Below are 21,582 nucleotides of genomic sequence, written 5' to 3'. Positions count from 1 at the left end.
GGCGCGTCTCGCGGGCCCGGCGAGATCCGCAGGACACGCCCTAGGCTTTGCCGTACCGAATGCACTCGCATGCCCACACAACGGGAGGACCCTCCGTGCGGTACCACAACTCGATCATCGACCTGGTCGGCAACACGCCGCTGGTCAAGCTGAACAAGGTCACCGAGGGCATCAGCGCGACAGTGCTGGCGAAGGTCGAGTACTTCAACCCCGGCGGCTCGGTGAAGGACCGCATCGCGGTGCGCATGATCGAGGCCGCCGAAGCCTCGGGCGCCCTCAAGCCCGGCGGCACGATCGTGGAGCCGACCTCCGGCAACACCGGCGTCGGCCTGGCGATCGTGGCCCAGCAGAAGGGCTACAAGTGCATCTTCGTGTGCCCGGACAAGGTCTCCACCGACAAGATCAACACCCTGCGCGCGTACGGCGCCGAGGTGGTCGTCTGCCCGACCGCCGTCGCCCCGGAGCACCCGGACTCGTACTACAACGTCTCCGACCGGCTCGTCCGGGAGACCCCGAACGCCTGGAAGCCGGACCAGTACTCCAACCCGGACAACCCGGCCTCGCACTACCACTCCACCGGCCCGGAGCTGTGGGAGCAGACCGAGGGGAAGATCACCCACTTCGTCGCGGGCGTGGGTACCGGCGGCACCATCTCCGGCACCGGCAACTACCTGAAGGAGGCGTCCGGCGGCAAGGTCAAGGTCGTCGGCGCCGACCCGGAGGGCTCGGTGTACTCGGGCGGCACCGGCCGTCCGTACCTGGTCGAGGGCGTCGGTGAGGACTTCTGGCCGACCGCCTACGACCGCAGCGTCGCGGACGAGATCGTCGCCGTCTCCGACAAGGACTCCTTCCAGATGACCCGCCGCCTGGCCAAGGAGGAGGGCCTGCTGGTCGGCGGCTCCTGCGGCATGGCCGTGGTGGCCGCGCTGGAGGTCGCCAAGAAGCTCGGGCCGGACGACGTCGTCGTCGTGCTGCTGCCGGACGGCGGCCGCGGCTACCTGTCGAAGATCTTCAACGACGACTGGATGGCCGACTACGGCTTCCTGCCCTCCTCCACCGACGAGGCCCACATCGGCGAGGTGCTGGCCCGCAAGGAGAGCATCGAGCAGGGCGGCGTGCCGCAGTTCGTCCACATGCACCCGGGCGAGACGGTCGCCGAGGCCGTGCGCGTGCTGCGCGAGTACGGCGTCTCGCAGATGCCGGTGGTCTCGCCGGGCGCCGGGCACCCGGACATCATGGCCGGCGAGGTGATCGGCTCGGTGGTGGAGAAGCTGCTGCTGGAGGGCATCTTCGCCAAGGAGATCGAGCTCACCGACACCCTGGACAAGGTGATGTCCAAGCCGCTGCCGGTGGTCGGCTCGGGCGAGACCGTCACCAACCTGATGACGGTGCTGGAGAAGGCCGACGCGGCCGTCGTCCTCGTCGAGGGCAAGCCGCAGGGCATCGTCACCCGCCAGGACCTGCTGGGCTTCCTGACCGGGCGCTCCGCGCACTGATCCCTGCGCCGATCCCCGCGGTGATCCCCGCGCTGATCCGGCGTCACCGGGCGGATCGGCGCCAGGCGGTACACCGGCGTCACGTGTCCGCATCACCGGGTTAACAAGGCTCGGGCAAGGTAGTGCAGGTCGGCGGCGAGTTCGCCGAGCGAGACGGTGGCGACCGTCCGGGAGCGGCTCCCCGGCGGACGCGCGCCGGCTCCGGAATCGGCGGGCGGTCCTGACCCGGCCGCCGGTCCGAATGCTGCGGGAGACGCCGTCGTCCCGCCCCTGTCCGGCCCGTCCGGATCGACAGGGTGCGGTGGCTCCCGTGGCCACCAGCGCGCCGCACGGCGCGTCTCCGCGGCTCCCGGGTGGGGGAGCCCGAGCGGAGAGACGGCAGGGCCGGTCCCTCTCCGAGGGGCCGGCCCTTCCCGTACGCTCGCACGCATGACCAGCACTGAAACGACCGACCAGGACGCCCCGCGCTACGTCCGGGTCAAGATCGAACTCATCGCGGAGATCACCGACGAGGGCGCGCTCAAGGCGGCGGCCCTCCAGCAGGTGGCCGGGGACGAGTACCTCGACGACGAGGAGCGGGAGCAGTCCGTCGAGGCCATCGAGGTGGACCCGTCCGGCTCGCTCGCCCACTTCATCGACCCGGTCGCCCTGCTCGGCGACGTCCCCGGCGTCGAACTCGCCTCGGCGACCTGGGAGTCGGCCCGGACCGAGTTCGACCCGGACGACGAGCAGTGGGACGAGTACCAGGTGGACGAGGCCGCCGAGTAGCGACCCCGTCGTCACCGCCCGTGAACGCCCGGTCTGTTCGTCGCAGGCCGGGCGTTTTGTCCCTGTTGGGGCGGAAGTTGGGTCATCTCATACGATCGCTTACGCTTCGGTCATGGAACCGTGAACGGACGAATCGCGTTTCTGTATCCGTAAATGGTCCGATGATCGACGGGAGCGCGACGTGACGGCACGGGACGGCCAGCGGCGGACGGCCGGAGGCAACTGGAGCCGGCGCGGCGTGCTCGCCGGGCTGATCGGTGCCCCGGTCCTGCTCCTCGCGGCCTGCAACGACAACGGCGACTCCGGCAACGGCTCGGGCGGCGGCAACGGCACCCCCGGGACGGGCGGCGGCGGCGCGAGCACCACCCCCAGGACCTCGACCGCCGTGATCACCGTCACCCCCGCGGACGGCGCCTCGGCCGCGAGCTTCAGCGAGCCCGTCAAGGTCGTCGTGACCAACGGCACCCTGGGCACCGTCAAGGTCGTCGACACCACCGGCAAGGAACTGGCGGGCCAGCTCTCCGCCGACAACACCTCCTGGACCTCCGCCACCGCCCCGGCCAGCGGCACCAAGTACACCGTCACGGCGACGGCCCAGGACAAGGACAAGCTGGAGGCGGACGCCAACGCCGTCTTCACCACGGCCACTCCCGCCAACACCTTCGTCGGCTACTTCACGCCCGAGGACGGCTCGGTCGTGGGCGTCGGCATGCCGGTCTCGATCAACTTCAGCAAGCCGGTCACCGACAAGAAGGCCGTGCAGGAGGCGATCACCGTGACCGCCGAGCCGGGCGTCGAGATCGTCGGGCACTGGTTCTCCAGCACCCGGCTCGACTTCCGCCCGCAGGAGTACTGGGCCAAGGGCACCAAGGTCACCCTCAAGCTGCGGCTCAAGGACGTCCAGGGGGCCAAGGGCGTCTTCGGCACCCAGTCCAAGGACGTGACCTTCACCATCGGCCGCGCCCAGACCAGCGTCGCCGACCTCGCCACCAAGAAGCTCACCGTCACCACGGACGGGGCGGTCAGCGCCGTCTACAAGATCTCCGGCGGGTCCCCCGAGCACACCACCTGGGGCGGCAAGATGGTCATCTCCGAGCAGTACACCCAGACCCGGATGAACTCGCAGACCGTCAACCTCGGCAGCGAGTACGACATCGCCGACGTGCCGCACGCCCAGCGCCTGACCACCTCGGGCACCTTCATCCACGGCAACTACTGGGGCTCGCCGTCGATCTTCGGCAGCCAGAACACCAGCCACGGCTGCGTCGGACTGCAGGACGCCAAGGGCGCGCAGGACAGCGGCACGGACGGCTACAAGTTCTACAAGTCCTCGATGATCGGGGACGTGGTCGAGGTCGTGAACTCCGGGGACAAGACCGTCGCCCCCGACAACGGCCTGAACGGCTGGAACCTCGGCTGGGCCGACTGGAAGGCCGGCAGCGCGGTCTGAGCCCGCTCAGGCCGTAGCTCCTCGGCCTCGGCCCCTGAGCTCCTCGGCCCCTCGACTCCTTCGCTCACCGCTTGGCGTAGTCGGCGAAGCCCTGCCAGTCGACGATCACGCAGGCGTCGTCGCCCAGGACCCAGGCGTCGTGCCCGGGCGGGCAGACCATGAAGTCGCCGGGGCCGTAGTCGGCCTGCTGGCCGTCGTCCATGACGACCTTCATCCGGCCGGAGACCACGTACCCGGCGTGGGCGGCCTGGCAGCTGTCGGTCTTGGCGATCGGCTTGATGTGCTTGGACCACTGCCAGCCCGGCTCGAACACGGCCCGGCCCACCGGGCCCGCGTCCAGGTTGACCAGGCGCAGTTCCCCCTTGCCGTCCTCGAAGGGACGGACCTCCTCCGGGTCGTCGAAGTTCCGCTGGTAGAGACCGGACATGGCGCACTCCTCTCCCGCGATCCCCCGTGATCCCCCGTGGTCTCCTGCGAGGACGGCCCGGCCGCCGGGCGGGGCAGCCGGGCCGACCTGCAGGCCCTTCCAGTCTGCGCCCGCGACCGGGGGCCGTCACTTTGAGTGGCGGGAGCGGGAAGGCCGGGGGAGGCTCAGCCCTCGGTGCGGGCCACGCCGATCGGGCAGGAGGCGCCCGTGCCGCCCAGACCGCAGTAGCCGCCCGGGTTCTTGGCGTCCGAGAGGTACTGCTGGTGGTACGGCTCCGCCGGGTAGAACGGGCCGGCCGGGGCGATCTCGGTGGTGATCGATCCGTGCCCGAGCGCGGTCAGGGCGGGCTGGAAGGCGTCCCGGGTGGCCTCGGCGGCGGACGCCTGGGCGGGGGAGTGGGTGTAGACGGCCGAGCGGTACTGGGTGCCGACGTCGTTGCCCTGGCGGTTGCCCTGCGTCGGGTCGTGGGCCTCCCAGAACGTCTTCAGCAGCCGCTCGTACGGGACCACGGCCGGGTCGAAGACCACCCGGACCGCCTCGGTGTGCCCGGTCTGCCCGCTGCACACCTCCTCGTACGTCGGGTTCGGGGTGTGGCCGCCCTGGTAGCCGACCAGCGTCGTCCAGACGCCGGGCAGGCGCCAGAACGTGCGCTCGGCGCCCCAGAAGCAGCCCAGCCCGAAGTCGGCCACCTCCAGGCCCTGCGGGTAGGGGCCGGTCAGCGGGTGGCCGAGGACGGTGTGCGGCTCGGTGAGGGCGAAGGCGGGCGCCTCCCGGCCGGGCAGCGCCTGGTCGGCGGGGACGAGCGAGGTCTTGTGGCGGTTGAACAGCACGGCCTGCTCCAGCGGGTCGGGGAAGGTGGCTGAAGGTGGAACGCGTACGGCCGCCCCGGGATTCCGGGAGCGGCCGACGGCGTCAGGTCCCACCTGCGGGTTCACAACTGTTCCCGGTTCGTGCGGGCGGGACGGCATTCGCCGACTAGGCTCGTGTCCATGACCGAGCACCAGCTTCCTCAGGGCTTCGAGACCCTCGCCATCCACGCGGGTCAGGAAGCAGACCCCCAGACCGGGGCCGTCGTGACGCCGATCTACCAGGTGTCCACCTACAAGCAGGACGGGGTGGGCGGACTGCGCGGCGGCTACGAGTACAGCCGCAGCGCCAACCCCACCCGCACCGCGCTCGAGGAGTGCCTCGCGGCGCTGGAGGGCGGCGCCCGCGGCCTCGCTTTCGCCTCCGGCCTGGCCGCCGAGGACACCCTGCTGCGGACCATCCTCAAGCCGGGCGACCACATCGTGATCCCCAACGACGCCTACGGCGGCACCTTCCGGCTCTTCGCCAAGGTGCTGACCCGCTGGGGCGTCGAGTTCTCCGTCGCCAACACCCAGGACCTGGACGACGTCCGCGCCGCGCTGCGCCCCAACAGCCGCGCGGTGTGGGTCGAGACCCCGTCCAACCCGCTGCTGGGCATCACCGACCTGACCGCCCTCGCCGAGGTCGCGCACGGCGCCGGCGCGCTGCTGGTCGTCGACAACACCTTCGCCAGCCCGTACCTGCAGCAGCCGATCGCGCTCGGCGCGGACGCCGTCGTGCACTCCACCACCAAGTACATGGGCGGCCACTCGGACGTGGTCGGCGGTGCGCTGGTGCTGGCCGAGGCGGGCCTGGGCGAGGAGGTCGCGTACCACCAGAACGCGATGGGCGCCGTCTCCGGGCCGTTCGACGCCTGGCTCGTGCTGCGCGGCATCAAGACGCTGGGCGTGCGCATGGACCGGCACAGCTCCAACGCCGAGAAGGTCGCCGAGCTGCTGGCGGCTCACCCCAAGGTGAGCCAGGTGCTCTACCCGGGCCTGCCCACGCACCCCGGGCACGACATCGCCGCCAAGCAGATGAAGGCGTTCGGCGGCATGGTGTCCTTCCGCGTCGCCGGCGGCGAGGAGGCGGCCGTCGAGGTCTGCAACCGCGCGCAGCTGTTCACCCTGGGCGAGTCCCTGGGCGGCGTCGAGTCGCTGATCGAGCACCCGGGCCGGATGACCCACGCCTCGGTGGCCGGTTCCGCCCTGGAGGTCCCGGCGGACCTGGTGCGCGTCTCGGTCGGCATCGAGTCGATCGACGACCTGCTCGCCGACCTCACCCAGGCCCTCGGCTGAGCCGAAAGACACGGCCTAAGGGTTCTGACCGCCCTGCTGGTCCGCACTGTACGACTCCATCGCGAGGTTGAAGCGGGCCAGCAGGGAGCAGAACGCGTGCTGCTCCTCGGGCGGCCAGTCCGCCACCAGGCGGCGGGCCAACTCGGCCCGGCCGTCGCGGACTTCGGCCAGTTGGCCGCAGCCGTGGGGGGTCAGCGCCAGCCGTACGGCGCGGCGGTCGGCCGGGTCCTGCACCCGGCCGACCAGCCCGGAGGCGACCAGCGGGGCCATCTGACGGGTCACCGTGGAGGAGTCCACGCCGAGGGCGTCGGCCAGGGCCTTGATGTTCGCCGGGCCGTGCCGGTCGAGGCGGTCGAGCAGCAGGTAGGCGGCCCGGTCCAGCGCGGCGACGCCGCCGCCCGAGGTGCGGACCTGTTCCATCCGGCGTGCGAACAGCGCCAGCTGGTACTGGAGTTGGGTGTGCACGGGTTCGGTGCGGTCGGTGGCCTGGGGCGAGGTCGTCGTCATCGCGGCTCACGATCGTCGTGCGGTGAGGGAGGCTCAGGACCAGCAGCGTACGCGGGCCGGGCGGGCCCGGGAACCCGGCAGCACCGGTCGCGTTTGCGGAGCCTGTCCGGCGGATCGTGCCGGGCCCTTGATCCGGCAATATCCGCCGGACAGGCTCCAGGGCGGCTCCGTGGGTGCGTCCTACGCTTGCGCCATGCACACCTGGCCGATCACCCTCGACGACGTCCGCGGAGCCCAGAAGATGCTCGCCGGGGTCGCCCGGCAGACCCCGATGGAGGGCAGCCGGTACCTGTCCCGGCTGGTCGGCGCGCCCGTCCACCTCAAGTGCGAGAACCTCCAGCGCACCGGCTCCTTCAAGCTGCGCGGCGCCTACGTGCGGATCGCGGGCCTCAGCCCCGTGCAGCGGGCCGGCGGGGTGGTGGCCGCGAGCGCGGGCAACCACGCGCAGGGCGTGGCGCTGGCGGCCTCGCTGCTGGGGGTGCGCTCGACGGTGTTCATGCCCGTCGCGGCCCCGCTGCCCAAGGTCGCGGCCACCCGGGAGTACGGCGCGGAGGTGCGGCTGCACGGCGCCAACGTCGACGAGGCGCTGCAGGCCGCGCGGCGCTACGCGGACGCGACGGGCGCGGTGTTCATCCACCCCTTCGACCACTGGGACGTGGTGACCGGCCAGGCGACCGTGGGCCTGGAGATCCTGGAGCAGTGCCCCGAGGTGCGAACCGTCCTGGTCGGCGTGGGCGGCGGCGGGCTGCTCGCCGGGATCGCGGCGGCCGTCAAGCCGCTGCGGCCGGACGTACGGGTGATCGGCGTGCAGGCGGCGGGCGCGGCCGCGTACCCGCCCTCGCTGGCGGCCGGGCGGCCGGTGTCGCTGGAGTCCTTCGCCACGATGGCGGACGGGATCATGGTCGGGCGCCCCGGGGACATCCCGTTCGAGGTGGTCAACACCCTCGCGGACGGCATCCGCACCGTCTCCGAGGACGCGCTCTCCCGGGCCCTGCTGCTCGGCCTGGAGCGGCTCAAGCTGGTGGTCGAGCCGGCGGGCGCGGCGCCGATCGCGGCGCTGCTGGAGCAGCCGGAGTCCTTCGAGGGACCGGTGGTGGCGGTGCTCTCCGGCGGCAACATCGACCCGCAGCTGATGCAGCGGGTGCTGCGGCACGGGCTGGCGGCGGCCGGGCGGTACCTGTCGCTGCGGGTGCGCCTGGCGGACAAGCCCGGCGCGCTGGCGGACCTGCTGGGGGTGCTGACGCGGGTGGACGCCAACGTGCTGGACGTGGCGCACGTGCGGATCGACCCGCGGCTGGGGCTGACCGAGGTCGAGGTGGACCTGCACCTGGAGACCAAGGGGCCCGAGCACTGCGCGGCTGTGACCGGCGAACTGCGGGAGGCGGGGTACGTGGTCTCGAGCTGAAAGCCGTTCCGCTCGTATCTCCCTTGACGCGATGTATCGCGAGTTGCCACACTCGCGATACATCGCGTTCTGTGTCCGGCGGGTGAGAACCGAGTCGCCCGCATGCCCGCAAACGGGGCAGAGTGGGACAGATCGCTCCATATGTCCGATGAGATGAGGCAGGTCATGGCGCCAGCCATCCAAGCCGAGAATCTGGTGAAGACCTTCGGCGACGTACGAGCCCTGGACGGCGTCAGCCTGGACGTCCCCGAGGGCACGGTGCTCGGGCTGCTCGGCCCGAACGGAGCCGGGAAGACCACCACCGTGCGCGTCCTCACCACCCTGCTGCGCCCAGACTCCGGCCGCGCGGTGGTCGCCGGGGTCGACGTCCTCAAGCACCCCAACCAGGTCCGCAGCCTGATCGGCCTCTCCGGCCAGTACGCGGCCGTCGACGAGTACCTGACGGGCTTCGAGAACCTCACCATGGTCGGCGAGCTCTACCAGATGAGCACCCGGGCGGCGAAGGCCCGCGCACTGGAACTGCTGGAGTGGTTCAACCTCACCGAGGCCAAGGACCGCACCGCCAAGACGTACTCCGGCGGCATGCGCCGGCGCCTCGACCTCGCCGCCGCACTGGTCGTCCGCCCGCCCGTGATGTTCCTCGACGAGCCGACCACGGGCCTCGACCCGCGCAACCGGCTGGCGCTGTGGGAGGTCATCGAGACCCTCGTCGAGCAGGGCACCACGCTGCTGCTCACCACCCAGTACCTGGAGGAGGCCGACCGGCTCGCCCACGACATCGCCGTGGTCGACCACGGCAAGGTGATCGCCCGGGGCACCGCCGACCACCTCAAGGCGCAGATCGGCGGCGAGCGGATCGAGGTCGTGGTGCACGAGCCCGGCATGATCGCCGACGCGGTCGCCGCCCTCGGCGGGTACGCGCTGGGCGAGCCCGCCGTCGAGAGGAACACCCGCCGCATCACCGTCCCGGTCAGCGGCGGCGCCCGGGTGCTCGCCGCCGCCATCCGCGAACTGGACGCGCGCGGCGTCGAGATCGACGACATCGGGCTTCGCCGGCCCACCCTGGACGACGTCTTCCTCACCCTCACCGGCCACCTCGCCGAGACGGCCGAGGAGGAGAACGGCGCCGGGGCCGACGGCAAGGGCGCCCGCCGCGGCCGGCAGGCCCCCGACGAAGACGGCGGCGGCGGCGACGGCGGCGGACCGGACGAGCAGCAGGCCGTCACGGCCGGAAAGGAGCGCTGAGATGAGCGTCGGGACCGGCACCTCCACCGCGCACGCCATCGGCGGGGCCATGCCCGCCCCGCGTCAGGGCGCGGCCGCCATGGCGCACGACTCCTGGGTCGTGGCGAAGCGCAACCTGCGCCGGATGACCCGCATCCCCGAGATCGTGATCTTCGGGCTGATGCAGCCGGTCATGTTCGTGCTGCTGTTCTCCTACGTGATGGGCGGGGCGATCCGGATTCCCGGGGCGAGCTCCAGCTCCCACACCTACATCCAGTTCCTGATGGCCGGCATCTTCGCCCAGACCGTCACCTTCGCCGTCGCGGGCGCCTCGGCCGGCATCGCCGAGGACATGACCAAGGGCCTGGTCGACCGGTTCCGCTCGCTGCCGATGGCGCGCTCGGCGGTGCTGGCCGGGCGCACCCTGGCCGACCTGTGCCAGACGGCGTTCACCCTCGTCGTGCTGGCGCTGGTGGCCCTGCTGGTCGGCTGGCGCATCCACGACGGGGTACCCAAGGCGCTCGGCGCCTTCGGGCTGCTGCTCCTGCTCGGCTACGCCTTCTCCTGGATCGGCGCGCTGATCGGGCTGTCGGTGCGCAGCCCCGAGGCGGCCACCTCGGCGGGGCTGATCTGGCTGTTCCCGCTGACCTTCGTGTCCAACGCGTTCGTGCCGGTCAGCTCGATGCCGGGCTGGCTGCAGGCCGTGGCCTACTGGAACCCGTTCAGCGCCACCGTCCAGGCGTGCCGGGAGCTGTTCGGCAACCAGGTCGGTCCGGCGGACAGCGCCTGGCCGATGCAGCACGCGGTGCTGGTGTCGGTGCTGTGGTCGGTGGTGATCACGGCGGTGTTCTCCTGGCTGTCGGTGCGCAAGTACCGCTCGGCTGCGGGCTGAACCGGCCCGCAGGACGTACGTATGAGGGCGGCCGCCGAGTCACGTGACTCGGCGGCCGCCCTCATACGTACGTCCTCGGGGGTCGATCAGCCGGCGTGCGGCACGACCTTGACGATCTTCACCATGGCCGGCTTGCCGTTGGGCAGGTCGTAGGTGGCCTCGTCGCCGATCTTCTTGCCGTCGATCGCGCGGCCCAGCGGGGACTGCGGCGAGTAGACGTCCAGCGTGTCGGAGCCGGCGACCTCGCGGGAGGCGAGCAGGAACTCCATCAGGTCGTCCTCGTCGCCGTCGAAGGCGACCGTGACGACCATGCCCGGCGCGACGACGCCCGAGTCGGCCGGGGCCTCGCCGACCTTGGCGCGCTCCAGGAGCTGGGTCAGCTGGCGGATGCGCAGCTCGGTCTTGCCCTGCTCCTCCTTCGCGGCGTGGTAGCCGGCGTTCTCCTTGAGGTCGCCCTCCTCACGAGCCGCCTCGATCTTCTCGGCGATCTCGATGCGCCAGGGTCCGGTCAGATGGTCCAGCTCGGCCTTGAGCTGGTCGTAGCCGGCCTGAGTGAGCCAGGTCACGTTCTCACTGGTCTGGGTCACAGGTGCTCCTCGTAGGTGCTGGGGGCTGTGCTGAGGGTGTGAGTCGTCAGCAAGGGTCGACGATGATTTCGGTCTCAACTACAAAGCAACGCCCGCTCCCGTACCATCCGGTGCGGAAGGGGCGAAACCACGAGCCTAACAAGTCCTGCCGACAAGCGGGAGAGTCGTTGGCGCGGCGTTGACGGTGGCGTTACGCCACGGTGTACGGGAACCGGGTACGGGACGAAGTACGGATGCCCGCTCCCCGGATCGAATATGCGCCCTACTTGGCGGGTGTGCAGCCCAGCAGCTCGGCGGTGGTGCCCCGGGCGGTGGTGCGCAGGGTCACCGTCGCCTCGTACGTCTTCCCGGCCGCCGGGACGGGGAAGTCGGCCACCCCGACCACCGCGTGGTCGTCGCCCTGCGAGCGCACCGTGCAGCTGCCGGCCTGGCCCTCGCCCTTGCGCACGGTCAGGTGCAGCTGGACCTCGGAGTCGGAGAGCACCTGGAACGTCGGCACCGAGCCGTTGATCTTCGACTCCCGCAGCAGGTAGGAGCCGCCCATCCACGCGATCAGGCCCAGGCCCAGCACGCCGCACACCGCGCCGACCACCTTGAGCCGACGGTCGGAGTCGCCGTCGCCGCGCCTGCCGTAGCGGCCCTCGGGCAGCCGCGCGGTGGTGGTGTCTGCGGTCATCGGACGCCGTCCTCTCCTGGATGAGGGGCCGCGCGGGTGGTGCGGGGGAATGCGACGGTCCTCCAGTCCGTCACTATAGGAGGGGCACGCCCGTAGCCGGTCCGGCGGGGGCGGGGTCCGGCCGCGTCGGCGAGGTCCGAACGCGCCCGGTCCCGCGGTGGCGGAGCCCCGAACCGAGCGGTTCGTACGGTGGGCAGTCCGGTCTTCGCGGAACGCCCGACGATGTGGAAGGAACGCAAGGCGTTGACTGAGCAGTTGCGACTGATGGCGGTGCACGCCCACCCGGACGACGAGTCCAGCAAGGGCGCGGCCACCATGGCCATGTACGTCGACCAGGGTGTGGACGTACTCGTGGCCACCTGCACGGGGGGTGAGCGCGGGTCGGTTCTCAACCCCAAGCTCCAGGGGGACCCGTACGTCGAGGAGAACATCCACGAGGTCCGGCGCAAGGAGATGGACGAGGCGCGTGCCATCCTCGGCGTCGGCCAGGCATGGCTCGGATTCGTGGACTCCGGCCTGCCCGAGGGGGACCCGCTCCCCCCGCTTCCCGAGGGCTGCTTCGCCCTCCAGGACGTCAAGGAGGCCGCCGAGCCCCTGGTCCGGCTGATCCGCGAGTTCAAGCCGCAGGTCATCACGACCTACGACGAGAACGGCGGCTACCCGCACCCGGACCACATCATGACCCACAAGATCACCATGCTGGCCTTCGACGCCGCCGGTGACCCGGACGCCTACCCGGAGGCCGGCGAACCCTGGCAGCCGCTGAAGCTCTACTACAACCACGGCTTCCCGATGGGCCGCATCCGCGCCCTGCACCAGTACCTCACCGACAACGGCCACGACTCCCCGTACGGCGAGTGGATCGCCGGGTGGGAGAAGAGCGGCCGCAAGGAGCGCGAGATCACCACCCAGGTGCGCTGCGACGACTGGTTCGAGACCCGCGACCGCGCGCTCATCGCCCACGCCACCCAGATCGACCCCGACGGCCCGTGGTTCCGCGTGCCGCTGGACGTCCAGCGCGAGGTCTGGCCCACCGAGGACTACGAGCTCGCCCGTACCCTGATCGATGTGGACCTCCCGGAGGACGACCTGTTCGCCGGACTGCGCACCCCCGCCCAGGCGGCCTCGGCCGCGGGCGACACGCGCGACTGAACCACCCCCCGACGGCCCGGCTCCCCGTGAGCCGGGCCACCATAGAGATATGAGCGCCCCCGTGAACCTCGTCCACCTCGCCGCCGACCTCGCCGTCGACGACGCCAAGGTCACCCCCGGTCTCCTCGGCTTCGTCGTCTTCGCCGCCCTCGGCGTGGCCACCTGGTTCCTGGCCAAGTCGATGAACCGCCAGTTCAAGAAGGTCGACTTCACGGAGGAGCCCGAAGCTCCCAAGGAGTGAGTCACCGCCCCCGCCCCGGCCCCGATGGGCCAGGATGGGGGCATGCCGAACCGTCTCGCGGACGCGACCTCGCCCTACCTGCTGCAGCACGCCGACAACCCGGTCGACTGGTGGCCCTGGGAGGCCGACGCCTTCGAGGAGGCCCGCCGCCGCGGCGTACCCGTTCTGCTGTCGGTCGGTTACGCCGCGTGTCACTGGTGTCATGTCATGGCCCACGAATCGTTCGAGAACGAAGGGCTCGCCGGGTACCTCAACGAGCGGTTCGTCGCCGTCAAGGTGGACCGCGAGGAGCGGCCCGACGTCGACGCCGTGTACATGGAGGCCGTGCAGGCCGCCACCGGGCAGGGCGGGTGGCCGATGACGGTGTTCCTCACGCCCGACAAGGAGCCGTTCTACTTCGGCACGTACTTCCCGCCGGAGCCCCGGCACGGGATGCCCTCCTTCCGGCAGGTGCTGGAAGGCGTGGACGCCGCCTGGCGGGAGCGGCGCGAGGAGGTCGGCGAGGTCGCCGCGCGGATCAGGGCCGACCTGGCCGAGCGGGCCGGCGTCTACGCGGCGGGCGCGCACCGGCCGCCCGGCGAGGCCGACCTGCACCAGGCGCTCGTCACCCTCAGCCGCGAGTTCGACCAGCGGGGCGGCGGCTTCGGCGGAGCGCCCAAGTTCCCGCCGGCCATGGTCATCGAGTTCCTGCTGCGCCACCACGCCAGGACCGGCTCCGAGGCGGCACTGGAGATGGCGGCGCGCACCGGCGAGGCGATGGCCCGCGGGGGCCTGCACGACCAGCTCGGCGGCGGCTTCGCCCGCTACTCGGTGGACGCCGCCTGGGTGGTGCCGCACTTCGAGAAGATGCTGTACGACAACGCGCTCCTGCTGCGCGCCTACCTGCACCTGTGGCGCTCCACCGGCTCCGAGCTCGCACGCCGGGTCGCCCTCTCCACCGCGGACTTCCTGCTGCGCGAACTGCGCACCCCCGAAGGCGCGTTCGCCTCCGCACTGGACGCCGACAGCCTCGACGAGGAGACCGGCGCCTCCGCCGAAGGCGCGTACTACGTCTGGGAACCCGGCCAACTCGTCGACCTCCTCGGGCCCGCCGACGCCGCCACCGCCGCCCGGCTGTTCACCGTGACCGCCGAGGGCACCTTCGAACACGGCACCTCGGTCCTCCAACTCCTCGCCGAACCCGAGGACTTCACAGAGTTCGAGGAGATCCGGGGGCGGATGCTGGAGGCCCGCGCCACCCGGCCCGCACCCGCCCGGGACGACAAGGTCGTCGCCGCCTGGAACGGCCTCGCCATCGCCGCCCTCGCCGAGACCGGCGCCCTGCTGGAACGCCCCGACCTCGTCGAGGCCGCCGAACGCGCCGCCGACCTGCTCCTCGCCGTCCACCTCACCCCCGACGGGCGGCTCCTGCGCACCTCCCGCGACGGCAGGCCCGGCGCCAACGCCGGCGTCCTCGAGGACTACGCCGACACCGCCGAGGGCTTCCTCGCCCTGTACGCCGTCACCGGCTCGCCCGAGTGGCTCCAACTCGCCGGCGGACTCCTCGACACCGTGCTCAAGCACTTCACCGACGAGACCTCCGGCGCGCTCTACGACACCGCCGACGACGCCGAGGAACTCATCCGCCGCCCGCAGGACCCGACCGACAACGCCACCCCCTCCGGCTGGACCGCCGCCGCCGGGGCACTGCTCGGCTATGCCGCGTACACCGGCTCCGAGCGCCACCGCACCGCCGCCGAACGCGCCCTCGGCGTCGTCGGCGCCCTCGCCGCCCGGGCACCCCGCTTCATCGGCTGGGGCCTCGCCGTCGCCGAGGCCCTGATCGACGGGCCGCGCGAGATCGCCGTCGTCGGACCGGACGGCGACCCGGCCCGCGCCGCACTGCGCCGGGCGGCGCTGCTCGCCACGGCCCCCGGGGCCGTCCTCGCGGTCGGGACCCCGGCCGACGGGGAGGTGCCGCTGCTGGCCGACCGGCCGCTCGTCGACGGGGCCTCCGCCGCGTACGTCTGCCGGCACTTCGCCTGCGACCGACCGACCACCGACCCGGCGGAGCTGGGGGCGCGGCTCGGGGTGGTCGTCGCGTAAATATGTGTTGGCGGAGGTCGTCCGAGGCGGTGAGGATGGGCCATGACTTGGACACTCTCCACCTCCCTCGACGACTTCCGCGCCGAAGCCGGAGCCTTCCTCGCCGCCCGGCCCGCCGAGAACACCGTGCTGCTCACCATCAGCCACCGGCTCGCCGTGGCCGGCCTCGAAATCTTCGGCGAGCCGCCCGTGTTCGGCTGGTGGCGCCCCGAGGTGGACGGACCGGTCGAGGCCGCCTTCCTCCAGACACCGCCCTTCGCCCCACGGCTCTCGTCCATGACGGAGGCGGCCGCCGCCGACCTCGCCACCCGACTGGCCGCCGCCGGGCCCGGGTTCACCGAACTGACCGGAGTCGGCGGCGGCGCCGCGGCCGTCCGCGCCTTCGCCGACGCCTGGACCGCCGCCACCGGCACCACCCGGACCGTCCGCGTCGAGGAACGGCTCTACCGGCTCGGCCGCCTGACCGACCCCACGCACCCGCCCACCGGCCGCCACCGCCTCGCCGCCCCGGCCGACCGCGACCTCGCCATCCGCTGGTACGCGGAGTTCCTGGCCGAGGTCGACGTCCCGCCGATGGACATCCCCAAGGCCGTCGACGACCGCATCGCCGGCGGCGGCCTCCACCTCTGGGAGGACGACGGCACGCCCGTCGCCCTCGCCGGCGCCAGCCCGATCCTCGCCGGCATGTCCCGCATCGGCCCCGTCTACACCCCCGCCCCCCTCCGCGGCCGCGGCTACGCCACCGCCGCCACCGCCGCAGCCTCCGCCCACGTCCTCACCCAGGGCGCCCAGGAGGTGCTCCTCTACACCGACCTGGCCAACCCGACCAGCAACTCCATCTACCAGCAGATCGGCTACCTGCCGGTGGAGGACTGCCTGGTCGTCGACTTCACGGCGCCGTAAGGGAGTTACGCGTCGCTCTCGAGCGGCTTGCCGCCGATGAGCTTCGTCTTGAAAGGGTCGGGGACGGTGACGGTGGGCGTGGGCGGCATCGGAAGCGTGTCGCCGCGCTGGTAGTTGTCGGCGCAGTTGATCAGGTTGCCGCCCACGCCCTTCATGTCGTTCGCGAGCCGGTCGAGCAACTTCTTCCACGCGGCACCGCAGTTCTGCAGAGGAGCCGCACTCTGCCAGCCGGCCAGGCTCGCGACCGCCCCCGTGGTCGGCTCGGCCAGCTTCGCCGTCTCGTCCGGGATCCTCCCGCCGACCGTCACCGCGTTGTTCCCGGCCGCCTTCAAGTCGTCCGGCTTGGCCATGAACCCGGTCTCGCCCGCCATCGATCTCCTCCTTGGCCTGTTCGCGTCGGATGTGGACGCTACGGTAGCGGCAGGCAGCAAGGAGATTGACGGACAGTCAGGATCTATGGGGGGTGGGGGCAGGTGGATCTGGCGAGTCTGAAGAACGCCGACCTGGCGCATCTGATCACTGCGGCGGACGCCTACGACGCGCTGCACAGGGCGTTCACCCAGCACGTCGAGGACTGGAGGAAGGGCACCGCCCTCCCGGTGCGCGACCTCTACTGGACGGGCGAGGCGGCCCGGGCCGCCGCTCCGATCATCTACGCCACCAGCAAGAAGCTGCACGGGGCCGATCTGGAGATGACGGCCATCGGCAAGAACCTGCGCGACTACGCCGACCTCTTCGCGCTGGCCCAGTCGAAGCTCCGGAAGGCGCTCGACGACGCGGCGGCCAAGGGCTTCTCCGTGGGTGACTCCGGTGCGGTGTCCTGGCTGCCGTCGACGAGCGCGTACACGGCCCCGGGCTGGGAGGACAAGCAGCGGGCGGCGGCCGAGGAGATCAACAAGCGGATCGTCGCCGCACTCACCGAGGCGACGGAGGCAGACCGGCAACTGGCGGCGCTGCTCACCACCTACACCAAGCACGCCGACACCGGGAACGGCCTGGGCATCGCCGCCGAGATGGACCTGGCGGCGGCGAACGCCACGGGCCACGAGCCCTGGAAGAAGGACATGCCGGAGGAGAAGGCGACCCCGACGGAGGTCAACGCCTGGTGGAGGAGCCTGGACCCGCAGGGGCAGGAGTGGTTCCGGAAGCAGCACGCGGACGCGATCCGGAATCTGGACGGCATTCCGGCGCAGGAGCGGGACCAGCTGAACCGGACGTATCTGAACTCCCGTCTCAATCAGCTCTGGGACGAGGGGAAGAAGGAATCGGAGGAGTACAAGAGGCTCCGGGCGATCCAACTGCGGCTCGAGGACAACCGGGCGAACCCGGCCACTCAGCCGCTCGCGTACCTGCTCGGCGTCAGCACCGAGGGCAACGGGCGGGCGGTCATCTCCTTCGGCAACCCCGACACCGCCACGGACGTCTCCGCCTACGTCCCCGGGATCACCTCCACCCCCTATTCGCTGGGCCCGAAGGGGGAGCCGTACCAACCCGGCACCAACGAGTCGGAGAACACGCTGAACCTGTGGCGCGAGGCGGACCGCAGGAAGAAGCCCGGCGGCTCGGTCGCGTCCGTCGTCTGGCTGGGCTACGACGCCCCCGACGCCGACCCGACGGCGGCCTCCGGCGAAGCGGCGGCCAAGGGCGCCCCCGACTACGCGAGGTTCCTCACCGGGCTGCGGGCGAGCCACGAAGGCGGCGCGCCGCCGCACATCACCTCCATCGGGCACAGCTACGGGTCGCTCGTGACGGGCCTCGCCACGAGGCTCACGGTCCACGATCCGTCCTACGCGCCGCCGGACGACGTGGTCTTCCTCGGCAGCCCGGGCGTCGGCACGCACAAGGCGTCCGACCTGAAGATGCCAGGCCATGTGTGGGTCGGCGCGGCGGCGGACGACCCGGTGACCCATCTGCCCTCGTACGACGACCTGAGGAACGCCACGACCTTCGGGACCGCCGTCGCGGTGGCCCAGCACCTGGCCTTCGACCCGGACGGGACCTGGTACGGGACGGACCCGGCCAGCAGGACCTTCGGGGCCACCCGCTTCTCCGTCGACGACTGGAGTGCGGCGGCCAGCCCCATGTACGGCGCGCACACCAAGTACCTCACCCCGGAGAACGGCGGCCCCTCGCTGGGCAACATCGCCGCGGTGGTCACCGGACACGGCGGCGACGTCCAGCGGGTGGACCGCAGGTGAGGGTGCGTCTGCCGGTGGTCGTGCCGGCGGTGGCCGTGATGTGCGTGATCGCCGTGGTGGTGCTGTACGAGAACAGCTACTTCTTCGCCGGGATGGGGGACCGGGCGAAGGTGCGGTTCAGCGCCGGCCAGGCGCGGGAGCGGATCGACGGCGCCCTTCGGGCGACCGTGGACGGGATATCGCCTCTGCTGACGTACGCGTCCGGTAACTACCAGGTGGCTCGGGACCCTGACCTCTACGACGGCGAGCACAGCGTGCGCTCCTCCGTATCGGGCGGGATGTACGCGGCGACCAGGATCTCTCCCGCCAAGCTGCCGCAGTTGATGGACCAGGTCGCCCTGACCTGGAACGGCCGGGGGTGCCACGTGACGGACAGGCACGAGCCGGGCGACAGGACCGGGTTTCCGGTGGGCTTCGGATGCCTGGACGGCGACGGGATGCTCCTGACGCTCCACGCGGACGAGAGGCTGGGCACGTACCTGGTCTGGTTCGTCGCGGATCTGGGCGACGTGCGGTACCGGCCGGGCGTGCCCGAGCCGCCGCTCGGCCTGCCCGCGACGACCTACGACGCCGACACCCACCGCTCGGTGACGATCGCCGTCGACGACCCGTACTGGTCGGCCTGAGCCGGCTACTCCCAGTCCCAGCCGATGCCCAGGAGGCAGGGGCGCAGGGCGGTGGCGACGAGGTGGACGCAGTGGTGGCCGTCGAGGGTCAACTCCTCAGTTTCGTAGGGGGGTTCGCCGGGGGAGCGGAGGGCGAAGCGGTGGCAGCGGACGGGCAGGGCGGTGGGGTGGAAGGTGACCTGGAGGACGTACTGGGCGGCGCCGGAGTTGAAGCCGCGGACGTACTCGCAGCTGGGGTCGGGGGCGGGGGAGTCGTCGAAGCCGTAGCCGAGGAGGTGGGTGTCGCCGGCGCGGAGGCGGCGGTCGAGGAGGAGTTCGGCGGCGAGGAGGTGGTTGGCCTGGTCGCGGCGGATGCGGCCGGGGCGGCAGTTCTCCTCGGCGCGGACGCCGACGCGGGTGATGTCGCTGCCCGGGTCGCCCTGGTAGAGGGCGAGGTAGCGGTCGATGCCGTCGCGGTGGGCGCGGAGGGCGTGTTGGGAGTCGCGGCGGGTGAGGCGGCGGTCGGGGCCGATGCGGATGCGTTCGATGTGGGTGAGGGTGTGCAGGCCCGTGTCGCGGGGGCCGGAGAGGGCGGCGAGCAGGTCGTCGACGGCGGTGGCGGGGGCGATGAGGTCGCGGTAGGGGCGTACGGGCGGGCCGGCGGGGGCGGTGTCGGCGGTGCGGCGGGGGCCGAGGAGCCGGGTGAGGGAGTGCGGGGGCAGTTCGAGGACGTCCTCGAGGGCGGCGACGGCCCGCAGGGATTCGGGGCGTTCGGGGCGGCGGTGCCCCTGCTGCCAGTAACTGAGGCTGGTGAGGCCGACGTTGACGCCGCGCAGGGCGAGGTGGCGGCGCAGGCGGTGGAGGGCGAGGCCGCGGGTGGTGATGGCTGTGCGCAGGGCGAGGTGGAAGGGGCCGGTGCGCAGGGCGGCGGCGAGGTCGGCGGGGTCGCTGCGGCGGATGGCTGCCTCCTGGCGCGGAGCGGGGGACGCGGGCGTTCCGGGTTTTGACCGTGAATATTCACATCAGGGCGGTGGTTTGTCACCGGTCCCGGCGCTCCACGCGGGGGTTTTCCGGGCGGTGTTCACACCTGTGGCCGCTCGTTCACACCCGAACTTCGGTGCCTCCGAGGCCCGTTGACCACCTCGCGAGGGCGGCGCGATGCTCGTGGCGCGATCCGGACCGCACCCCCACGATCCCGGACCGCACCCCCACACCCCCACATCGCACCTCGCTCCGCTGGTGCAAGGAGGCATCCCCCATGCCAGTTCCACTTCCGCGGATTCCGCGGATACGGCCGCGCCGCGCGGTCGCCCTGCTCACCCTGGGCGTCCTGGGCCCGGCTCTCACCGCCGCCGTCTGCACCCCCGCCGTCGCCGCGCCCGCGACCGCCGCCGCTCCGGCGCACGTGCGCCAGGCCGCCGCGCCGGGCAGCACGGCCGACCTGGCCGGCACGTACAAGAAGCTCAACATCAGCATGCAGCAGCAACAGCAGACCAACTGGTGCTGGGCGGCGAGCGGCAACACGATCGCCACCTGGTTCGGCTACAACTACAGCCAGAACCAGTTCTGCAACGCCGCCTTCGGCCGCTCGGTCGACTCCTCCTGCCCCAACAGCCAGGCATCGCTGGCCGATGTGCAGAACGGCCTGGACTGGGTGGGCATCGCCCCGGGCTCGTACGTCAGCGGCTACCTGCGCTACGCCACCGTCCAGGCCGAGGTGGACGCGAACCGCCCGATCGAGACCCGCATCCAGTGGAGCTCGGGCGGCGGGCACATGCACGTCGTGTACGGGTACGACACCGGCAACAACTGGGTCTACTGGGGCGACCCGTGGCCGTCCAACTACCGCTACAACTGGGGCGACTACTGGTACTACGTCAACAACAGCACGTTCTCCTGGACCCACTCCCTCTACCGGATCGGCGCGTGAGGTGGCGACCATGACCGACTCCCAGCGCATCCTCCGGGCCGCCGCGGCCGCCCTGCTCACCGCCGGTCTCGGCCTGGCGGTGGCGGCCCCCGCCGCGCACGCCGACCAGCCCGCCGGAGCCCCGGCGCCCGTGCCCGCCGCCGAGCTGGCGCAGGCGCGGGGAGCCGTCCAGGACCCTGCCGTCCTGGACCAGGTGGGCCACTTCTTCGCCCGCAAGGGCGTCCCGCCGACGCAGCAACTCACCATCGGCGCGGCCGAGGAGGCGAGCGCGGCCAGTGCCTCCGCGCCCCGCCTGGCCGGGGACACCGTGCCGGTCTACACCCTGGACGCGGGCTTCGTCGCGGGCACCCCGGGCGCGCCGGTGGCCAAGGCGGAGTTCACCGCGAGCAAGGTGGTCGGGGCGGACGGGCAGAGCGCCTCGGTCTGGACCGTCCGCCAGGGCGGCGCCTGGCGGGTGGTGAACATCGCCTCCGGCGGCGACGAGAGCGACTACGCGGCGAAGGCGGCGAGCGGCGGCGGTACGGCCTTCCGCGAACCGCAGATCAACGCCTGGTACGTGCTGCGCGACGGGCGGGTGCTGCCGCTGGACGACGAGGCCCGGCGCTCGGTCGGCGCGGGCGGGGTGTCGCTGACGGCGTACCAGAAGCTGGTGCACCAGCGGTACGGCGACAAGCTGCCCGGCTCGGCGTACGACCGGGCCGGCGAGGGCGGCGGGTACGACGTCGCCCGGGCGGCAGAGGCGGACACGCGGGCGGGCGGAGGCTCGCCGCTCCCGGCCGTGACGGCGGCCGCGGCGCTGGGCGTCACCGCTCTGGCGGGCACGGGCGCGGTGCTGCGGCGGCGCCGCACCGCCCGCTGACTCAGCAACGCGGCGGCGGGGCCCTCGCCCGGG

The 21,582-nt window shown here is 72.1% G+C and carries 22 protein-coding genes; 15 read left to right on the top strand and 7 right to left on the bottom strand.

Features of this window, described 5'->3' with window-relative positions:
* Positions 1-95: 95 nt before the first annotated feature.
* The 3 genes from IH61_RS0132730 to IH61_RS0132720 all read left to right on the top strand — a co-directional run bounded on the left by IH61_RS0132730 (position 96) and on the right by IH61_RS0132720 (position 3,714).
* The gene (locus IH61_RS0132730) at positions 96-1,496 is read left to right on the top strand and encodes a cystathionine beta-synthase (RefSeq protein ID WP_031076558.1); all 1,401 of its coding nucleotides are present in this window, start codon (positions 96-98) and stop codon (positions 1,494-1,496) included.
* Between the two features lie 429 nt (positions 1,497-1,925).
* Positions 1,926-2,264 (top strand): hypothetical protein, encoded by a 339-nt coding sequence (locus IH61_RS0132725; protein WP_031076557.1) that lies wholly within the window; start codon positions 1,926-1,928, stop codon positions 2,262-2,264.
* A gap of 181 nt (positions 2,265-2,445) precedes the next feature.
* Positions 2,446-3,714 (top strand): L,D-transpeptidase, encoded by a 1,269-nt coding sequence (locus IH61_RS0132720; protein ID WP_031076556.1) that lies wholly within the window; start codon positions 2,446-2,448, stop codon positions 3,712-3,714.
* A gap of 64 nt (positions 3,715-3,778) precedes the next feature.
* On the opposite strand, the gene IH61_RS0132715 is transcribed toward IH61_RS0132720, so the two are convergent.
* Positions 3,779-4,141 (bottom strand): cupin domain-containing protein, encoded by a 363-nt coding sequence (locus IH61_RS0132715; protein WP_031076555.1) that lies wholly within the window; start codon positions 4,139-4,141, stop codon positions 3,779-3,781.
* A 164-nt stretch (positions 4,142-4,305) separates the two neighbouring features.
* Positions 4,306-4,971, bottom strand: coding sequence for a peptide-methionine (S)-S-oxide reductase MsrA (gene msrA, locus IH61_RS0132710; protein ID WP_031076554.1), 666 nt, complete (start codon positions 4,969-4,971; stop codon positions 4,306-4,308).
* A 159-nt stretch (positions 4,972-5,130) separates the two neighbouring features.
* Here msrA and IH61_RS0132705 point away from each other — a divergent pair, with 159 nt between their 5' ends.
* Positions 5,131-6,285: a cystathionine gamma-synthase gene (locus IH61_RS0132705; protein WP_031076552.1), complete on the top strand. Its 1,155-nt coding sequence runs from the start codon at positions 5,131-5,133 to the stop codon at positions 6,283-6,285.
* A 15-nt stretch (positions 6,286-6,300) separates the two neighbouring features.
* On the opposite strand, the gene IH61_RS0132700 is transcribed toward IH61_RS0132705, so the two are convergent.
* Positions 6,301-6,792 (bottom strand): MarR family winged helix-turn-helix transcriptional regulator, encoded by a 492-nt coding sequence (locus IH61_RS0132700; protein WP_051838468.1) that lies wholly within the window; start codon positions 6,790-6,792, stop codon positions 6,301-6,303.
* Positions 6,793-6,985: 193 nt separating this feature from the next.
* Here IH61_RS0132700 and ilvA point away from each other — a divergent pair, with 193 nt between their 5' ends.
* From ilvA to IH61_RS0132685, 3 genes are all read left to right on the top strand, one after another.
* The gene (ilvA, locus tag IH61_RS0132695; protein ID WP_031076550.1) at positions 6,986-8,197 is read left to right on the top strand and encodes a threonine ammonia-lyase; all 1,212 of its coding nucleotides are present in this window, start codon (positions 6,986-6,988) and stop codon (positions 8,195-8,197) included.
* Positions 8,198-8,362: 165 nt separating this feature from the next.
* Positions 8,363-9,442: an ATP-binding cassette domain-containing protein gene (locus IH61_RS0132690; protein ID WP_078911574.1), complete on the top strand. Its 1,080-nt coding sequence runs from the start codon at positions 8,363-8,365 to the stop codon at positions 9,440-9,442.
* 1 nt (position 9,443) lies between these two features.
* On the top strand, positions 9,444-10,313 hold the full coding sequence (locus tag IH61_RS0132685) for an ABC transporter permease (protein ID WP_031076548.1): 870 nt from the start codon (positions 9,444-9,446) through the stop codon (positions 10,311-10,313).
* An 86-nt stretch (positions 10,314-10,399) separates the two neighbouring features.
* Here the strand turns inward: IH61_RS0132685 and greA are convergent, their stop codons facing one another.
* Complete coding sequence (greA, locus tag IH61_RS0132680; RefSeq protein ID WP_031076547.1) at positions 10,400-10,900, bottom strand: transcription elongation factor GreA; 501 nt, start codon at positions 10,898-10,900, stop codon at positions 10,400-10,402.
* Positions 10,901-11,162: 262 nt separating this feature from the next.
* Complete coding sequence (locus tag IH61_RS0132675; protein ID WP_031076545.1) at positions 11,163-11,576, bottom strand: DUF4307 domain-containing protein; 414 nt, start codon at positions 11,574-11,576, stop codon at positions 11,163-11,165.
* 243 nt (positions 11,577-11,819) lie between these two features.
* On the opposite strand from IH61_RS0132675, the gene mca reads away from it, so the two are divergent.
* The 4 genes from mca to IH61_RS0132655 are packed head-to-tail and all read left to right on the top strand — an operon-like array spanning position 11,820 to position 15,957.
* The gene (gene mca, locus IH61_RS0132670) at positions 11,820-12,728 is read left to right on the top strand and encodes a mycothiol conjugate amidase Mca (RefSeq protein ID WP_051838472.1); all 909 of its coding nucleotides are present in this window, start codon (positions 11,820-11,822) and stop codon (positions 12,726-12,728) included.
* Between the two features lie 49 nt (positions 12,729-12,777).
* A complete protein-coding gene (locus tag IH61_RS0132665) occupies positions 12,778-12,969 on the top strand; it encodes a hypothetical protein (RefSeq protein WP_031076542.1) in 192 nt (63 codons plus the stop codon).
* Positions 12,970-13,011: 42 nt separating this feature from the next.
* Positions 13,012-15,054 carry a thioredoxin domain-containing protein gene (locus IH61_RS0132660; protein ID WP_031076540.1) on the top strand — a complete coding sequence of 681 codons (2,043 nt, stop codon included), beginning with the start codon at positions 13,012-13,014 and terminating at the stop codon, positions 15,052-15,054.
* Between the two features lie 42 nt (positions 15,055-15,096).
* Positions 15,097-15,957, top strand: coding sequence for a GNAT family N-acetyltransferase (locus tag IH61_RS0132655; RefSeq protein WP_031076538.1), 861 nt, complete (start codon positions 15,097-15,099; stop codon positions 15,955-15,957).
* Between the two features lie 5 nt (positions 15,958-15,962).
* Here the strand turns inward: IH61_RS0132655 and IH61_RS0132650 are convergent, their stop codons facing one another.
* Positions 15,963-16,328 carry a hypothetical protein gene (locus tag IH61_RS0132650; RefSeq protein WP_031076536.1) on the bottom strand — a complete coding sequence of 122 codons (366 nt, stop codon included), beginning with the start codon at positions 16,326-16,328 and terminating at the stop codon, positions 15,963-15,965.
* A gap of 102 nt (positions 16,329-16,430) precedes the next feature.
* Between IH61_RS0132650 and IH61_RS0132645 the strand changes: the two genes are divergently transcribed.
* Both IH61_RS0132645 and IH61_RS0132640 read left to right on the top strand, forming a co-directional pair.
* On the top strand, positions 16,431-18,155 hold the full coding sequence (locus tag IH61_RS0132645) for an alpha/beta hydrolase (RefSeq protein ID WP_031076534.1): 1,725 nt from the start codon (positions 16,431-16,433) through the stop codon (positions 18,153-18,155).
* Entirely contained in the window at positions 18,152-18,781 is a 630-nt protein-coding gene (locus IH61_RS0132640; protein WP_031076532.1) for a hypothetical protein, read from the top strand. The genes IH61_RS0132645 and IH61_RS0132640 overlap by 4 nt, the downstream gene beginning before the upstream one ends.
* A 5-nt stretch (positions 18,782-18,786) precedes the next feature.
* On the opposite strand, the gene IH61_RS49160 is transcribed toward IH61_RS0132640, so the two are convergent.
* Complete coding sequence (locus IH61_RS49160) at positions 18,787-19,719, bottom strand: hypothetical protein (RefSeq protein WP_031076531.1); 933 nt, start codon at positions 19,717-19,719, stop codon at positions 18,787-18,789.
* A 299-nt stretch (positions 19,720-20,018) separates the two neighbouring features.
* Between IH61_RS49160 and IH61_RS0132625 the strand changes: the two genes are divergently transcribed.
* Entirely contained in the window at positions 20,019-20,690 is a 672-nt protein-coding gene (locus IH61_RS0132625; protein WP_031076529.1) for a papain-like cysteine protease family protein, read from the top strand.
* 10 nt (positions 20,691-20,700) lie between these two features.
* A complete protein-coding gene (locus IH61_RS0132620) occupies positions 20,701-21,549 on the top strand; it encodes a hypothetical protein (RefSeq protein ID WP_031076528.1) in 849 nt (282 codons plus the stop codon).
* The last annotated feature ends 33 nt before the right edge of the window (positions 21,550-21,582 follow it).

The organism is Streptomyces sp. NRRL WC-3742 (genome assembly GCF_000720635.1).
Lineage (GTDB): Bacteria > Actinomycetota > Actinomycetes > Streptomycetales > Streptomycetaceae > Kitasatospora.
This window is presented reverse-complemented; position numbering and strand designations above follow the sequence as displayed.

Coding starts and splice junctions, on each gene's coding strand:
- IH61_RS0132650 (WP_031076536.1), bottom strand. CDS start 16,328: ATGGCGGGCGAGACCGGGTTCATGGCCAAGCCGGACGACTTGAAGGCG.
- IH61_RS0132660 (WP_031076540.1), top strand. CDS start 13,012: ATGCCGAACCGTCTCGCGGACGCGACCTCGCCCTACCTGCTGCAGCAC.
- IH61_RS0132725 (WP_031076557.1), top strand. CDS start 1,926: ATGACCAGCACTGAAACGACCGACCAGGACGCCCCGCGCTACGTCCGG.
- IH61_RS0132655 (WP_031076538.1), top strand. CDS start 15,097: ATGACTTGGACACTCTCCACCTCCCTCGACGACTTCCGCGCCGAAGCC.
- IH61_RS0132620 (WP_031076528.1), top strand. CDS start 20,701: ATGACCGACTCCCAGCGCATCCTCCGGGCCGCCGCGGCCGCCCTGCTC.
- IH61_RS0132715 (WP_031076555.1), bottom strand. CDS start 4,141: ATGTCCGGTCTCTACCAGCGGAACTTCGACGACCCGGAGGAGGTCCGT.
- IH61_RS0132705 (WP_031076552.1), top strand. CDS start 5,131: ATGACCGAGCACCAGCTTCCTCAGGGCTTCGAGACCCTCGCCATCCAC.
- IH61_RS0132690 (WP_078911574.1), top strand. CDS start 8,363: ATGGCGCCAGCCATCCAAGCCGAGAATCTGGTGAAGACCTTCGGCGAC.
- IH61_RS0132685 (WP_031076548.1), top strand. CDS start 9,444: ATGAGCGTCGGGACCGGCACCTCCACCGCGCACGCCATCGGCGGGGCC.
- IH61_RS0132675 (WP_031076545.1), bottom strand. CDS start 11,576: ATGACCGCAGACACCACCACCGCGCGGCTGCCCGAGGGCCGCTACGGC.
- IH61_RS0132665 (WP_031076542.1), top strand. CDS start 12,778: ATGAGCGCCCCCGTGAACCTCGTCCACCTCGCCGCCGACCTCGCCGTC.
- IH61_RS0132625 (WP_031076529.1), top strand. CDS start 20,019: ATGCCAGTTCCACTTCCGCGGATTCCGCGGATACGGCCGCGCCGCGCG.
- IH61_RS0132700 (WP_051838468.1), bottom strand. CDS start 6,792: ATGACGACGACCTCGCCCCAGGCCACCGACCGCACCGAACCCGTGCAC.
- ilvA (WP_031076550.1), top strand. CDS start 6,986: ATGCACACCTGGCCGATCACCCTCGACGACGTCCGCGGAGCCCAGAAG.